Origin of the sequence: Spirillospora sp. NBC_01491, from assembly GCF_036227065.1 — a bacterium.
GTDB lineage: Bacteria > Actinomycetota > Actinomycetes > Streptosporangiales > Streptosporangiaceae > Spirillospora > Spirillospora xylanilytica.
Genome location: NZ_CP109432.1, coordinates 3355202 through 3370398 on the forward strand (window position 1 = coordinate 3355202; position 15197 = coordinate 3370398).

At 74.0% G+C, this 15197-nt stretch carries 9 protein-coding genes; 3 read left to right on the plus strand and 6 right to left on the minus strand.

Going from position 1 to position 15197, the window contains the following annotated elements; genetic code table 11:
• Positions 1-318 precede the first annotated feature (318 nt).
• Positions 319-1050, minus strand: a complete 732-nt coding sequence (locus tag OHA34_RS15490; protein ID WP_285941881.1) for a DUF7873 family protein — start codon at positions 1048-1050, stop codon at positions 319-321.
• Between the two features lie 116 nt (positions 1051-1166).
• Entirely contained in the window at positions 1167-5408 is a 4242-nt protein-coding gene (locus tag OHA34_RS15495) for a hypothetical protein (protein ID WP_329522030.1), read from the minus strand.
• Positions 5409-5596: 188 nt separating this feature from the next.
• Here OHA34_RS15495 and OHA34_RS15500 point away from each other — a divergent pair, with 188 nt between their 5' ends.
• Positions 5597-5839 carry a hypothetical protein gene (locus OHA34_RS15500; protein WP_285941883.1) on the plus strand — a complete coding sequence of 81 codons (243 nt, stop codon included), beginning with the start codon at positions 5597-5599 and terminating at the stop codon, positions 5837-5839.
• Between the two features lie 72 nt (positions 5840-5911).
• Here OHA34_RS15500 and OHA34_RS15505 read toward each other — a convergent pair whose 3' ends face one another.
• The 4 genes from OHA34_RS15505 to OHA34_RS15520 all read right to left on the minus strand — a co-directional run bounded on the left by OHA34_RS15505 (position 5912) and on the right by OHA34_RS15520 (position 12047).
• Complete coding sequence (locus OHA34_RS15505; protein ID WP_329522031.1) at positions 5912-7969, minus strand: xanthine dehydrogenase family protein molybdopterin-binding subunit; 2058 nt, start codon at positions 7967-7969, stop codon at positions 5912-5914.
• Entirely contained in the window at positions 7966-8955 is a 990-nt protein-coding gene (locus OHA34_RS15510) for an FAD binding domain-containing protein (RefSeq protein ID WP_329522032.1), read from the minus strand. The genes OHA34_RS15505 and OHA34_RS15510 overlap by 4 nt, the downstream gene beginning before the upstream one ends.
• Positions 8952-9548, minus strand: a complete 597-nt coding sequence (locus OHA34_RS15515; protein WP_285941886.1) for a 2Fe-2S iron-sulfur cluster-binding protein — start codon at positions 9546-9548, stop codon at positions 8952-8954. The genes OHA34_RS15510 and OHA34_RS15515 overlap by 4 nt, the downstream gene beginning before the upstream one ends.
• Positions 9549-9656: 108 nt before the next feature.
• Positions 9657-12047 carry an FHA domain-containing protein gene (locus OHA34_RS15520; protein ID WP_329522033.1) on the minus strand — a complete coding sequence of 797 codons (2391 nt, stop codon included), beginning with the start codon at positions 12045-12047 and terminating at the stop codon, positions 9657-9659.
• A gap of 97 nt (positions 12048-12144) precedes the next feature.
• Here OHA34_RS15520 and OHA34_RS15525 point away from each other — a divergent pair, with 97 nt between their 5' ends.
• Together OHA34_RS15525 and OHA34_RS15530 are read left to right on the plus strand one after the other, a co-directional pair.
• Positions 12145-12840 (plus strand): LmeA family phospholipid-binding protein, encoded by a 696-nt coding sequence (locus OHA34_RS15525; protein WP_329522034.1) that lies wholly within the window; start codon positions 12145-12147, stop codon positions 12838-12840.
• A gap of 126 nt (positions 12841-12966) precedes the next feature.
• Positions 12967-15159, plus strand: coding sequence for a terpene synthase family protein (locus OHA34_RS15530; protein WP_329522035.1), 2193 nt, complete (start codon positions 12967-12969; stop codon positions 15157-15159).
• Positions 15160-15197 lie beyond the last annotated feature (38 nt).

The following is a 15197-nucleotide window of genomic DNA, read 5'->3' on the forward strand; positions in this document are numbered from 1 at the left end:
GGATCATTCTCACATCACCGTGCTCTGCCGTTGAGCTACCGCCGCACGAGAGCAGCGAGCCAGATTCGAACTGGCATCCCGGTGATTATCTGTCCGCCTCCGGTCGATCCGATGATGAACGGCGAATACTGATTCTGGAGCGAGAGCCTGAGTTTGACACGGCCGCCTCTTCCGGATTGGGCCATCCGGGCGCGAAGTGCCCGGAGGGGGATTCGAACCCCCACTGCCACCGCGATATCAGACTGAGCCTCATCCTCAGTTTCCGCGCCCGGTTCCGGGCGCACCCCCCGCGCTCCAGCGGGGGGAGTCTTCGGTGTGTCAGGCGAACAGGTACCCGAACACGGCGTCGCCGACCTGCCGGTCGACGGTCTCGGCCGCGTTGGCCTCCTCGCGGGCGAACTTCACCGCGCCCTGGAGCCGCTCGACGCGGTCGCGCAGCTCGTTCACCCGCCGCGCCGGCATCGCGCCGGAGAACGCCACCTTGCTCCACGTCCCGACGATGACGTCCTCGGTGAACGTCTCGACCTGCGCGGGGTGCTTGTCGGTCGCCTCGTACAGCACGTGCGCGCGCGGGACCTTCTTGGTGCGCGAGGTCTCGACCGCGTCGGCGCGCCACACGTCCTGGCCCTCGTCGTAGGTCCACGACTCGGCGGCGTCCAGGACGGGGAGCCGGTCGATCAGCGCGCGCAGGTCGGTGAGCTGCTTCTCCAGGAAGAGCAGGTAGGTGACCGGCACCCGCGCCACGATCGTCTGCCCGTCGACCACGACGTCGGCGCTCGCCTCGCGGTTCGCCCAGTCCTTGGTGGCGACCACGTCGAACAGCCGGGTCAGCGTCTTGGCCGCGTCGCGCAGCGCGTCCTCGGACCGCACCTGCACCTTGGTGGACTCGGGCGGCAGGGTCTCGCCCTCCTCGTCCCTGGGCCGGTAGACCCGGGAGATCCCCGACAGCAGCGCGGGCTTCTGGAGAACGTGGTAGACGTCGGCCAGCTCGCGCTGAGTGCGGCTCTTCACGCCCTTCTCCACGGCGATGATCTGATTGAGCTTTGCCACGTTCGGTTCACCTTCTCTGCTCTCGAACGGGGCTTACGCTACTGACCGCGAGCGGGAATTCCCATCGGTTTTCCTTCCCTCGGGACATTTCGTTCCAGCCGGCCGGCCGCGCGCGGTCAGCGTGAATTCCAGGCGTTGGCGAACAGCTCGTGCAGCGGGACGGGCGGGAACCATCCATCGAACGGACCGCCGCCGGTCCAACCGGAGTGGACACGATGGGTGGCGAGCTTGGCGGTTTCGAGTGGGAGCAGCGGCGCCTTCATCCTGGTCCAAGGGCCGGGGATGAAGACCTTCCGGCCCGCCCGCGGGCGCTTGTCGGTCTCGACCAGGCCGTGCTCCAGCAGCCGGGCCTGGGCGGCCTTGTGCCGGGGCGCCGTCCAGCCGTTCCACTTGCGGACGTTGCGGTCGGTCGGACGGACGAGGGCGAGGAGCTGAAGGTAGAGGGCGGCGGAGTCCCGGCCGAGGCCGAGCTTCCCGGCGACCTCGTCGACCAGCTCGGGGACGCTCAGCAGGGGGTTCGCCTCGTAGCCGCCGGACGGGACGATGGTGTTCTTCGAGCGTTCGACCATACGGGCCAGGCCGCCGCTGTGCAGGGTCTCGAGGTTGCCGAGACCCTGCAGCGTCCTGAGCAGCCCGCGGGTCTCGCAGAAACGCACCGCCTCGGCGTACAGGTCCGACCGGCCCAGGGCGGACGGCCGCAGGAAGAGGCACCAGCGCTGGGGCTCGACCAGCAGCAGGCCGTTGCCGAACACCGCGGGCGGCGGGACGCGGCTCTCCCCCTGCTCCACTCGGACGGAGACAGGGCTGAACGGCACCGAGCACCGGTCCGGGGGCGGGTACTCCTGGCCGAGCTCCAACAGCAGTTCGGGGGCATCCAGCCAGGCGCGGACTCTGGACCACAGCTCCGCCGCCCCGGACGTGGCCGGATCGCCGACGGGACGTTCGGTCAGGGCCCAGGCGACGAGGGACGCCACCCTGGTGTGCTCGCCGGACGGCTCGTGCGGCCAGGGGTGCAGGTCGCCGTCCTCGGCGATGAAACAGGCCCGGAGATAGCCGTGCTCTTCGACGGTGAGCACGCTTCTCGGGACGGCCATCAGCTCGGCGCAACCGGACGGGTCGGCCAGCAGGGACGCGGCGTCCTCGCCATTCCGCCGCTCCAGGAAGTCGGCGACCTCCTCGTCGACGCCGGGCCGAACACCGACGAGCTCGACCCAGACCTCGGCCATCCGCCCGGCCGCCGCGACGGCACCGCCCCGCGCCCACAGCCCGGCCGGGTCGTCGGGGATCGCGGCGGCGAGCACCCGCAGGTGGCCGTCGGGGTCGAGGCCGGTCAGCAGCTCCCGGTCGGCGTCGGTATAGCGGTTGACCGATCCGGACGGCAGCCCGGACAGGACGAGTTCGGCGAGGGCCTTGCGGACGCCGGTGCGGTTCATGAACGCCGCGGTCGCGGCCGGGCCGAGCCGCAGCGGACCGCGTTCGGCCAGCAGGTCGAGCAGCCGGGGCAGCCTGACCGCTTCGTCGTGGGTGACGGTGACGGTCTCGACGGCGGTCGCCCCCTCGGGCACCGGGGCGCCGTCCGGCTGGACGAACCGGTACGCGGTGCCGGGGTCGAGCGGCCGGTACGGCTCGGGACCGGTCCCGGACCCGCCGACGCCGGTGACGACCGTCCGGCCGGCCGCGCAGAGCGGTGCCAGCGCGGCACCGGACGCGGTGCCGCGCCGCCACCGGCCCGGCGCCGCGAACGGCTGCCCGGACCAGACGCGCAGCAGTCCGGTGAGCGCGGTGCGGTCATGGTCGCGGGCCGGCTCGACCACCAGCCGCCACGCGGCGGCGGCGATGTTCCCCAGCAGAGGGGCCCAGTCGAGCGGCGCGGCGGGCACGCCGCACCCGCGGACCTCGTCGTCGAACTCGCCGCGCAGAAGGCCGCCTGCCGCTGTGATCGCGGTGACCGCGGCAGGGTGCCCGGACGGCGCCGGTGCGATGCGCGGCCGGAACGTCGGCGACTGGGGCAGTGCGCCGTGCAGGTGGCGGTCGGAGACCTCGGCGGCGGGCGCGGCCGGGCTGCCGGAACGCATGACCGCGACCCGGCGGGACAGCGCCTCGCGGAGCCGCAGCAGCCCCGCCGCCCGCCGGACCTCGGCCACCACGCCGTCGGCGATCTGGGGTTCGGTGACGTCCGGCAGCGCCGTGCCGAGCGCCTCGCGGGCCGCGTCGCCGGTGACGGCGGTCGGCGCGCTCAGCGCGGTCAGCAGCGCCCGCACGGTGCCGGGGGCGATCGTGCGCAGAGCGCGTGAGGACGGGAGGTCGCGGGGGGTGAGGAAGTGCCAGAACGCGGGCGGCGGAAGCGCCGGCCGCTCTTCGGTGCCGTCCCGGCCCCAGCCGGGGAAGGCCGGTGCCTCCCATAGCCGCGAGCCGTCGTCGGCGGCGTAAGCGTCCATCAGCCTGGCGGCGCCTTCGGCGCGGTCGAAAGTGACGATCAGGTCGGGGCCGCCCTCCGGCATGCGGACGACGCCCCATGGCCACCCCGCTCCCCCAGGACGGCGGAACTCGGCGCGGCGCCCGTCGACCCCCTCCAGGACGAAGCGTTCGCCATCGTTCATCACGCGGAATCCGGACAGACCGTCGGCCCGGCCCAGCGGGGAGCCGGTGACCTCGGCGGGCAGCCGGACGAGGCTCAGCAGGTTCGGGTTCAGCGGCATGCCCTCCGCGGCCTCCTGGGCCTCCGCCGTCCCGAAGAATCCGGGGAGCGACGGTTCGGGGGCGCGCTCGCCGGTGGCCGGATCGACCTCGGCCCAGCCGTCCGCCGGATCCCGGGGGAAGCTCCTGGCGCTCCAGGTTCCGGTGCCGTCGCTCATCCACAGGTCGAACGGGCCGCCGCCGGACGGGCCGCCGCCGTGTTCGGAGCGGTATCCGAGCCCTCCGGAGGCGAGGCCGCGAAGCGGGGGCAGGCCGGTCGTCCCGGCGGGCAGGGCGCGGCGGCCCCGGTGGTCGATCGCGATCGCGTGGCCGCGTCCGTGGACGGTCAGCACGGGCCAGGCCGACGTCACCCCCTCCACCGCGCCGATCTCGGCGACCGCCTGGTCGAGCGCGGGCCAGCCGAGCTCGGCGGGGATTCCGGCGCGCAGCGTGCGCAGCAGCGGCTGGACGAGGTCGAGCCCGGCCAGGGCCTCGCCCAGGCCGTCCACCGCCGTGGCGGCCGGACGGTCGAGCAGCGCGTCGAGCGCCGTCAGCGCGTCGGCCGCCGCGCCGAGACCGCCCCCGGCCGCCTCGTCGATCAGCGCGCGGATCCGCGTGGCCGGGTCGTCCCCGACGGCGGGCCCCTCGTCGGGTTCGATCGGGACGCCCGCCGCGTGGCACACGCGGACGAGGCCGGCGTCACGGCCCCGGTCCCAGGCGGGGCCGTGGAGCCGCACCGGCGTGCCGGCCGTCCTGATCAGCGGGGCCAGCCGGGGGACCACATCAAGGAGCTCACCCGGAACGGCCCCGGGTCGCTTGCCACCGCCGGTCTTCCTGACGGAGTTGTACTTGCGGGCGAACACGTGCAACCAGCCGCCCAGGCCGGAGGCCCCTCGGAGCCGGAGACCGGACGGCACGACCCGTCCGCTCTCCAGGGACTCGATGGCACCCGCCGCACGCAGCATCCGCAGCCACGCCGCGCCGTCCTCCGGGAACAGCACCGCCAGCCCGGCGTGCGCCTCACGGCGGGGCGGGGCCTGTTCGAAGACCCGCGTGACCGCGTCCAGCAGTTCCCGGTCGAGAGTGTCCCTGAGCCAACCGGCCTCGCCCATGGCGGCGAGCACGTCGCCGAGCACCCTGGCGTCCTCGGCCACGTCCAGGCCGGCCGCCCCGGCCGAGGCCCGCACCCGTTGGGGCAGGTCGCCGGGCGACAGGTCACCGCCCGTTCCGCGCGCGAGGACGAACCGCACGAACTCCTCGTGCGCCTCGGCGGGCGGCAGGGTCGCCGCCAGCCATCGCTCATGGGCGTCGGCGACGCCTTCCGGAAGCGCGCCGAAGCGGGCGAGCAGCAGGGTGTTCTCGCGGTGGTAGTGCTCGTCGATCGGCAGCCCGTGCGCCCGTTCGGCCATCCGCGCGTACGCGTACGCCACGGACTTGTGCCCGTTGCGGCCGACCAGCCGGTGGGCGACGGTGTCGAGGAACCACGGACGATGCTCGGGCGGCAGCGAGCGGGAGCGCCACCGCAGGTCGGCGGCGATCCGATTGCGCCGGCGGCCCGTCAGCGCGGCCTCGATCGCCGCCATCTCCCTCGCGGCCTCGTCCCGCCGCTCGGGCGCGTTGATCAGCACCCAGTCCAGGTAGAGGTTCGAGGACGAGGGGTCGGCGGGGGGAGTCAGCGGCATGCGGACGAGGATGGCATCCCCCGCCGACATTCCGGAGCCCGCGCGAGCCCGTGCGCCGTCCGCGGTCACGGGCGGCGCACGGGCCTCGGTGAAATCACCGGCCATGGAACCCGAACCCCCCTAACGGCGAAGAAGAGACAGGACATCCGCGCAGTGGCGGTGACGGGTCACAACCGGTAGGGGGCCCAGTGGGCGAGACGTTGCAGGGCGTGCTTCAGACGGCGGGGGCGGTCGTGATCGTCGCCGTGGCGGTCGCGGCCATCGTCATGATCGAGGGCCGTGTGCGCGGACGGTCCCGGACGAGGCCCGCGACCTGCCGGGCCCGCGGCCGGAGCGTCCGCGGGCGGAGCGGCCCCCGGTCGTCCTACCTGGCCGCCGGGGGCCGCTGCCACGCCGCCGACCGCCGCGACGACGTCCCCGGCCCCGCCTAAGCCGGCGCGGCGTCGGTCCGGCAGGCCGTGGGGCCGTGGGGCCGGCGGCGGCGCCCGGAACACGGCCGGAGGTCACAGCGCGGTCAGCATCCGTGCCGGAGTGATCGGCAGGTCGCGGATGCGGAGCCCGGTGGCGTGGTGCACGGCGTTGGCGACCGCCGCGGCGGCGCCGACGATGCCGATCTCGCCGATGCCCTTGCTGCCCATCGGATTGAGGTGCGGGTCGTGCTCGTCCACCCAGAACGCGTCGATGTCGCGGACGTCGGCGCAGGCCGGGAGGTGGTACTGGGCGAGGTCGCGGGTGAGGTAGTCGCCGAACTCCTCGTCCATGACGCTCTCCTCCATCAGCGCCATGCCGAGGCCCATCGTCATGCCGCCGATGAACTGCGACCGGGCGGTGACGGCGTTGATGACGCGTCCGACGGCGAAGACGCCGAGCATCCGCGGGACCCGGATCTCGCCGGTGTCGACGTCGACCTCGACCTCGGCGAACTGCGCCCCGAAGGCGTGCCGGGCGAGCTCCTCCTGCGCCTCGATCTCCGCGGTGGTGTCGGCGGACGCCTCGACCGGCCGCCGGTCCTCCTCCAGCATGGGGAGCAGCGCCTCGCAGGCCCGCACCACCGCGGTGCCCCATCCGGCGGTGCCGCCCGAGCCGCCGGCGACCGACGCCCTCGGCAGGTCGCTGTCGCCGAGCTCGACCGTCACCCGCTCGGGCTCGGCCTTGAGCGCCTCGGCGGCGATGAGGGTCAGCGCGGTGCGGGCGCCGGTGCCGATGTCGACGGCGGCGATCCGCACGGTGAAGGTCCCGTCGACCTCGGCCCGCGCGGTCGCCCGGTTGGGCAGCCGGTAGGCGGGATAGGTGGCGGACGCGACGCCCATGCCGATCAGCTTGCGGCCCTCGCGGCGCGCGGCGGGCGCCGGGTCGCGGCCGGCCCAGCCGAACCGGTCGGCGCCCTGGCGCAGGCACGCCACCAGGTTCCGGGAGCTGAACGCCAGCCCGCTCTCGGGGGCGGCGTCCGGCTCGTTGCGGATCCGCAGCTCGATCGGGTCGATCCCGGCGGCGACCGCCAGCTCGTCCATCGCCGACTCCAGCGCGAACATGCCGGGGGTCTCCCCGGGCGCCCGCATCCACGACGGAGTGGGGACGTCGAGCCGGGCCAGCCGGTGCGCGGTCCGGCGGTGCGGCGCCTGGTACATCACCCGCGTCGGCGTGGTGGTCTGCTCGGCGAACTCGCGGACGGTGGAGCTCTGCTCCAGCGCCTCGTGCACGATCGCGGTGAGCCGCCCGTCGGCGTCCGCGCCGAGCCGGACGCGCTGGATCGTCGGGGTCCGGTAGCCGGTGGCGGAGTACATCTGCTGCCGGGTCTGCGCGAACTTGACCGGACGGCCCGCCGCACGGGCCGCCATCGCCGCCAGGACGAGGTTGGGCCGGGGCGTCCCCTTGGAACCGAAGCCGCCGCCCACGTGCGGCGAGACGATCCGGACCCGGTCGGGGCCCAGACCGAAGATCTCGGCGGCGGTGTCGCGGACGAGCGACGGGCCCTGGTTGGAGTCGTACAGCGTGAGGCCCCCGTCGCCGTCCCACACGGCCAGCGTCGCGTGCGGCTCCATCGGGTTGTTGTGCTCGGCCGGGGTCGTGTACGTCGCGTCGACCCGGACGTCGGACGCGGCGAACGCGCCCTCGGGGTCGCCCCGCTCGGTGTCGGCCGGGAAGACGGGATTGACCCTGTCGGGCTTGTAGATCCCCGGATGGCCGGGGTGCAGCCGCACGTCCGGGGGCTCGGAGACGTAGTCGATGCGGACGAGGCGGGCCGCCTCCCGCGCCGTCTCCAGGGTCTCGGCGACCACGGCGGCGACGAACTGGCCCCGATAGGAGACCCGGCGGGACTGGAAGAGCGCGAGCTCCCCGTCGTCGACGGCGTTCACCTCCGGCGCGTTCTCGCACGACAGCACCGCCAGCACGCCGGGCAGCGCCAGCGCCGCCGTGGTGCCGACCGCGACGATCTCGCCGCGTCCGACCGTCGCCTGGACGGCCGCCGCGTACGCGACCCCCTCGACCGGGTACTCGACCGCGTACCGCGCCCGGCCGGTGACCTTCTCGCGTCCCTCGATCCGTTCCAGTGGCCTCATCGTTCGGTCAGCTCCGTCAGCGTGCGGGCGATCAGGTTGGTGGCGAGCGGCACCTTGTAGCGGTTGTCGCGGAGCGGCTCGGCGGCCTCCAGCTCGGCCTCGGCGGCGCGCAGGAAGCTCTCGGCGGTGGCCGGGGCGCCGCGCAGGACCGCCTCGGCGCGGTGCGCCCGCCACGGCAGGTGGGCCACGCCGCCGAGCGCGATCCGGCAGTCCCGGACCGTCCCGCCGCCGGCGGCGCCGCCCTCGACGTCCAGCGCGACGGCGACCGAGACGAGCGCGAACGCGAACGACGCCCGCTCGCGGACCTTGCGGTACCGGGACGGCAGGCCGAGCGGCGGCACCTCCACGGCCGTGATGAGGTCGCCCGGCTCCAGCGCGGTGTCGCGCGAGGGGTCCTCCCCCGGACGCCGGTACAGCTCGCCCAGCGGGACGGCGCGTTCGCCGCCGCCGCGGCCCCGCACCCGGACGGACGCGTCGAGCGCGGCGAGCGCCACCGCCATGTCGGACGGGTGCGTCGCCACGCACGCCGCCGAGTGCCCGAAGATCGCGTGGTTGTGGTGCTCGCCCTCGCGGGCCGGGCAGCCGCTGCCGGGCTCGCGCTTGTTGCACGGCTTGGTGATGTCCTGGAAGTAGGAGCAGCGGGTGCGCTGGAGCAGGTTGCCGCCGACGGTCGCCTGGTTGCGGATCTGGCCGGACGCGCCCGCCAGCACCGCCTCGACGAGCAGCGGGTGGCTCCGCCGCGCCGCGGGGTCGGCGGCCAGATCGCTGTTGCGGACCGCCGCGCCGATCACCAGCCCGCCGTCCGCGCCGCGCTCGATCCGGTCGCAGGGCAGGTGCGCGACGTCGACGAGCCGCGCGGGCGTGGCGACGCCCAGCCGCATCAGGTCGACGAGGTTGGTGCCGCCCCCGAGGTAGAGGGCATCGTCGTCGTGCTTGGCGAGCGCCTCCTCGGCGGTGCCGGCGCGCTCGTACGCGAAGGGCCTCACGGCAGGATCCCCGGCTCCGTGCCCGCCGCCTCGCGGACCGCGGCGCCGCGCACCGCCGCGCCGCGGACGGCGGCGACGATGTTGACGTACGCGCCGCACCGGCACAGGTTCCCGCTCATCCGCTCGCGGATCTCGGCGTCGTCCAGCCGCGGCTCGTCCGCGACGTCGGGGGTGGCCGCGCTCGGCCAGCCGCGCGCGGCCTCGCCGAGCACGGCGGTCGCCGAGCAGAGCTGGCCCGGCGTGCAGTAGCCGCACTGGAACGCGTCGCATTCCAGGAACGCCTCCTGGACCGGGCTCAGCCCGCCGTCCCCGCCGCCCAGGCCCTCCACGGTGACGACGTCGGCGCCGTCGTGGGCGACCGCGAGCGCGAGGCAGGCGTTCACGCGCCGGCCGTCCAGCAGGACCGTGCAGGCGCCGCACTGCCCGTGGTCGCAGCCCTTCTTCGACCCGGTGAGCCCGAGCTCCTCGCGCAGCACGTCCAGCAGCGAGGTGCGGGTGTCGACGCCGAGCCGGTGCCCGGTCCCGTTCACGGTCAAGGTGATCTCGGCGCGCACCGGCGGTGGTGCGGCGCCGGCAGTGTCGGCGGAGTCCATGCCGGGGTCCTACCCCGGATCCCGGGTGTGAGTCCCGTCACCCCGTTCACTCGTGTCCCGGCGGCCCTCCGGGAGCTCGGCGGGGGCACGGCGGGGGCACGCGGAAGCTCAGCGGCGGCGGGGGCGCAGCCGGTTCAGCCGCCACCAGGCCGCGGCCACGAAGACGACGGCCAGTCCCGCCGCGATCCCCATGTCCGCCAGCCAGACCCCCGGATCGTGCCGCCACAGCGGATCGGGGTCGGCGGGCGGCGGCCCGATCGTGTCGAGGTCGATCGTCGCGGCGGCGGCGCCCATCCCCCAGCGGGACGGCGACAGCCAGGCGAGCTGCTCCAGGCCGGGCAGCCCCACCAGCCGGACCAGCGCCCCGCACAGCACGAGCTGCCCCATCGACAGCACGATCAGCAGCGGCAGCGTCTTCTCCGAGCTGCCCACCGACGCCGACACCAGCAGGCCGAGCGTCATCGACACGACGCCGAGCAGCCCCATCGACAGCATCAGCTCCGGCAGCACCGCGGTGAACGTCCCGGCCGCGGGCCGGTCGACCAGGACGAGCCCGATCAGCACCAGCGCCACGGCCTGGAGCCCGGTGATCAGGCCGAGCACCAGCAGCTTGGACATCAGGTAGACGCCGGCCGACAGCCCCGCCGCCCGCTCCCGCCGGTAGATCGTGCGCTCCTTGACCAGTTCCCGGACCGCGTTCCCGGTCCCGGCGAAGCAGGCCGCGAAGACCAGCACCATCATCTTGGCGGCGGCGTCCTGGTTGGTCCCCGGCGGCCCGGCCAGCCCCCGCGGCGCCGGGATCGCCGCGATCAGCCCGCCGAGGATCAGCGGCATCACTCCGAGCAGCACCAGGTAGCTGCGGTCGGACGCGATCACCGCGAGGTAGCGCCGGCACAGCGTGCTGAGCTGGCCCAGCCGCGACTGCTGCGCGGGCGGCGGCACCGGCGTCCGCGCGTCGGTCACCCCGCCCTGCCCGTTCAGCGCGTACGCCACGTACCGCGCGTGCCGCGGCGAGGCGCGGAACTCCGCCGCCCAGTCGCGGTCCGGCTCCCGGTCGAACGCCTGGAACACCTCGGCCCAGCTCTCCTTGCCGAAGTGCTCCAGCCCCTCGCCGGGCGGGCCGTAGTAGGCCAGCCGCCCGCCCGGCACCAGCACCAGCAGCCGGTCGCAGGCGTCCAGGTTGGCGACGCTGTGCGTGACGACGATGACCGTCCGGCCGTCGTGCGCCAGCTCGCCCAGCATCTCCATCACGGTCTTGTCCAGGCCCGGGTCGAGCCCGGACGTCGGCTCGTCCAGGAACAGCAGCGACGGCTTGGTCAGCAGCTCCAGCGCGACGCTGACCCGCTTGCGCTGCCCGCCCGAGAGCCGGTCGATGCGGGTCCCGGCGTGCGCGGTCAGGCCCAGCTCCGCCAGCACCTCGTCGACCCGCCCCCGCCGCTCCTCCTTGCGGGTGTCGCCAGGGAACCGCAGCTCGGCCGCGAACAGCAGCGCCTGCCGGGTGGCGAGCCGGGTGTGCAGGATGTCCTCCTGCGGGACGAGCCCGATCCGGTGCCGCAGCTCGTCGTAGTCGGCGTACAGGTCGCGGCCGTCGTACCGCACCGTCCCCTCGGACGCCGGCCGCATCCCGGTCACCGCGCCCAGGAGCGTCGACTTCCCCGCCCCGCTCGGCCCGATCACCGCCACCAGCGACCGTTCGGGGATCGGGAAGCCCACCCCGTCCAGGATCACCTTGCCCTCGGGCGTCCGCACCGTGAGGTCCTGCACCGACACCGACACGTCCCCGGTGTCGACGAACTCCCGCAGCTCCTCCCCGACCAGCCGGAACGTGGCGTGCCCGATGCCCAGCAGGTCGCTCTCGGAGAACGGCGCCGACTCGACCCGGACCCCGTTGACGTAGGTGCCGTTGTGGCTGCCGAGGTCGACGATCTCGCGCCGTCCCGGGCCGAGCGTGCGCAGCTCGGCGTGGTACCGCGACACCACCAGGTCGGGCAGCACCACGTCGTTGCCCGGTGCCCGCCCGATGCGCAGCGCCAGCGGCGCCACCCGGATCACCGAGCTCGGCTCCCGGCCGCCCCCCGGTCCCCGAACCGGCCGGGGCCGCGGCTGCGGCTGGGCGCGCGAATGGCTCTGCGGGGGCGACTGGGGCTGCGGGGGCGGCTGCTGCTGGGGGCGGACGTCGGCGACGCAGGCCAGCAGGACGCCGTCGGTCGCGTTCCCGAGGCGGAACGAGCACTCGCCGTCGATCGCCATCCGCTGGATCCGGCGGCCCTCGAAGAAGGTCCCGTTGCTGCTGCCGCCGTCCTCGATCATCCAGCCGCCGGGACCGGCGCGCAGCAAGGCGTGGTGCCACGAGGCGCGCGGGTCGTCCACCCTGATCTCGGCGGCGGGGTCGCGGCCGACCCGGTACGCGCCGCCGGGGCGCAGCCGACGCACCCGGTCGCCGGTGCGCACGACGAGGACCGGCGTGGCGAGGGAATCGGCGGACGCTCCGGCCGTCATGTCCGGAGTGTAAATCCTTCCCCCTGATATGTGGAGGAATATTGACACGAGCTCTTTCCGGGAATTGAGTGAGAATCATGGCGAATCACCCGATCCGGTGAACGACACCGGCGACGTCCGGCGGCCACGGCCCGCGAGGCGCCGCTGGCCGATCGTGGCCGCCTGCGCCGTGCTCCTGCTGATCATCCTGCTGGTCGTCGCGGACCGCGCCGCGGCGGCCTATGCCGAGCACCGGATGGCGCAGGAGATCAAGAAAGAGGGATTTCCGGCCGCCCCGGACGTGACGATCAAAGGCGTTCCGTTCCTCACCCAGGTCGCCTCGCGCGATTTCCCCGACGTCCGGCTTAAGGCGCGCGACATCGCCGAGGGTCCCCTGAACATCACCCGGCTCGACGTGCGCGCCCGCGATGTCCACCTCGACTCGGGATTCCGCAGCGGCACGCTCGGCACGGTGGACGGCACGGCGTTCGTCAGCTTCGGCGACCTCGCCAAGGCGGGCGGCGACCCGGACCTGGAGCTGTCGGCGGACGGCCCGGACAAGGTCCGCGCGAAGGTCGACCTCGCCATCACCGAGGTCACCGCGACCGCGCGCGTGACCAAGGAGGGCGACGCGATCCGCGTCCAAGCCCTCGCGGTCGAGGGCCTCCCGCTGGACGACCTCGGCGACGCGCTCGACTTCACGGTGCCGGTCCGCGGGCTGCCGCTCGGCCTGGCGTTCCAGAGCCTGACCGTCTCCGAGCACGGCATCGGCCTCCGCGTCACCGGCAGGAACGTCGCCTTCACCGACCGTTGACCGCGGCCCCCGGCCGGGCGCCGACCCGCGACCCGAACATGAATGTGACCATTCGTAACCGACCCATTGCTGTAGGTTTCCCGACGAGCAATGACCCGACCGCCCCGAGAGGAACCTGGTCCCCTCATGCAACCTTTCGAGCTGCCGGAGTTCTACGTCCCGTACCCCGCGCGCCTCAACCCCCATCTGGAGGGGGCGCGGATCCACAGCACCCTGTGGGCGCGCGAGATGGGCATGCTGGACGACACCCGCGACCCGGGCACCCCCGAGATCTGGGACGAGGCCGAGCTGGACGCGATGGACTACGCGCTGCTGTGCGCCTACACCCATCCCGACTGCGCGGCCCCCGAGCTCGACCTGATCACCGACTGGTACGTGTGGGTGTTCTACTTCGACGACCACTTCCTGGAGGTCTTCAAGCGCTCCCGCGACCAGGAGGGCGCCCGCGCCTACCTCGACCGGCTCAGCGCGTTCATGGACGAGGGCGAGCCGCTCGAGCCCACCAACGCGTGCGAACGGGGGCTGCGGGACCTGTGGGCGCGCACCGTCCCGGCGCGTTCGGCCGGGTGGCGGCGCCGGTTCGCCGAGAGCACCGACAACCTGCTGCGCGAGTCGCTGTGGGAGCTGTCCAACATCAGCGACGCCCGGATCCCCAACCCGGTCGAGTACATCGAGATGCGCCGCAAGGTCGGCGGGGCTCCGTGGTCGGCCGACCTGGTCGAGCACGCCGTCGGCGCCGAGGTCCCCGACCGGGTCGCCGGCACCCGCCCGCTCCGCGTCCTGAAGGACACCTTCTCCGACGGGGTGCACCTGCGCAACGACCTGTTCTCCTACCAGCGCGAGACCGAGACCGAGGGCGAGATCAACAACTGCGTCCTGGTGATCGGGCACTTCCTCGGCACCGGCCCGCAGCAGGCGGCCGACACCGTCAACGACCTGCTCACCTCCCGGCTGCGCCAGTTCGAGAACACCGCGCTGACCGAGCTGCCGCCGCTGTTCGAGGAGTACGCGCTCGACCCGTTCGAGCGGGCGAGCGTGCTGGCCTACGTCAAGGGCCTCCAGGACTGGCAGTCGGGCGGCCAGGAGTGGCACCTGCGCTCCAGCCGCTACATGAACGAGTCGGCGCCGAAGCGGGGCATGGCCGCGGCCCGGCTCCCCGGGCTACTGAAGGCCGCCGTGCAGAGCCGCCCGCACCTGACCCACAAGCGGCCGGTCGGGCCGACGCCGCTGCCCGAGTTCGTCATGCCGTACCAGCTCAGGCTCAGCCCGCACCTCGGCCGGGCCCGCCTCGCCTGCGTCGAGTGGTGCGGGAAGGTCGGCATGTACGATCCGGTGCCGCGGCACGCCGAGCCGATCTGGACCGCCGAGCGGCTCGCCGGGTTCGACTTCCCGCTGTGCTCGGCCGGGCTCGACCCCGACGCCACGCCCGAGGCGCTCGACCAGTCGGGGCAGTGGCTGGCGTGGGGCACCTACGGCGACGACTACTTTCCGGCGATCTTCTTCCGCGACCGCGACATGGCGGGCGCGAAGCGGTTCAACGCCCGGCTCTCCGACTTCATGCCGCTCGACCTCGGCCCGACCCCGCCGGCCGAGAACCCGGTGGAGACCGGGCTCGCCGACCTGTGGCGCCGCACCGCGGGCCCGATGGAGCCCGCCGACCGCGCCCGGTTCCGCGAGGCGGTCGAGACGATGACCGCGAGCTGGCTGTGGGAGCTGGCCAACCACGTCCAGAGCCGGATCCCCGACCCGGTCGACTACGTCGAGATGCGGCGGCACACCTTCGGCTCGGAGCTGACGCTGAGCCTGGCCCGCATCGAGCACGGCCGCGACATCCCCGACGCGATCTACGAGACCCGCACGATGCGCGAGGTCGAGTGCTCGGTGATGGACTACTGCTGCCTGCTCAACGACGTGTTCTCCTACCAGAAGGAGATCGAGTTCGAGGGCGAGCTCAACAACGGGGTGCTGGCCGTCCAGCGGTTCTTCAACTGCGGGCGGGACGAGGCGGTCGCGATCGTCAACGACCTGATGACCTCGCGGCTGCGCCAGTTCGACCACCTCACCGCGACCGAGGTCCCGGCGCTGGTCGCCGATTTCGACCTCGACGACCGGGGCCGGATCGCCCTGGAGGCCCGGATGGAGGAGCTGCGCGACTGGGTCGCCGGCATCCTCCACTGGCACCGCGAGACCGACCGCTACCACGAGGACGTCCTCCTCGCGCAGGCCGCCGCCTCGTCCGCGCTGCCGCTGCGCGGCCCCACCGGGCTCGGCACCTCGGCCGCCTACCTGCGCCCGCTCCTCTCCCGGGGGGCCGGCTGAGGCCCGGGCGCCAACGGATATGCCAGATCAGCACGCAC

Coding starts and splice junctions, on each gene's coding strand:
- OHA34_RS15495 (WP_329522030.1), bottom strand. CDS start 5,408: ATGCCGCTGACTCCCCCCGCCGACCCCTCGTCCTCGAACCTCTACCTG.
- OHA34_RS15505 (WP_329522031.1), bottom strand. CDS start 7,969: ATGAGGCCACTGGAACGGATCGAGGGACGCGAGAAGGTCACCGGCCGG.
- OHA34_RS15515 (WP_285941886.1), bottom strand. CDS start 9,548: ATGGACTCCGCCGACACTGCCGGCGCCGCACCACCGCCGGTGCGCGCC.
- OHA34_RS15520 (WP_329522033.1), bottom strand. CDS start 12,047: ATGACGGCCGGAGCGTCCGCCGATTCCCTCGCCACGCCGGTCCTCGTC.
- OHA34_RS15530 (WP_329522035.1), top strand. CDS start 12,967: ATGCAACCTTTCGAGCTGCCGGAGTTCTACGTCCCGTACCCCGCGCGC.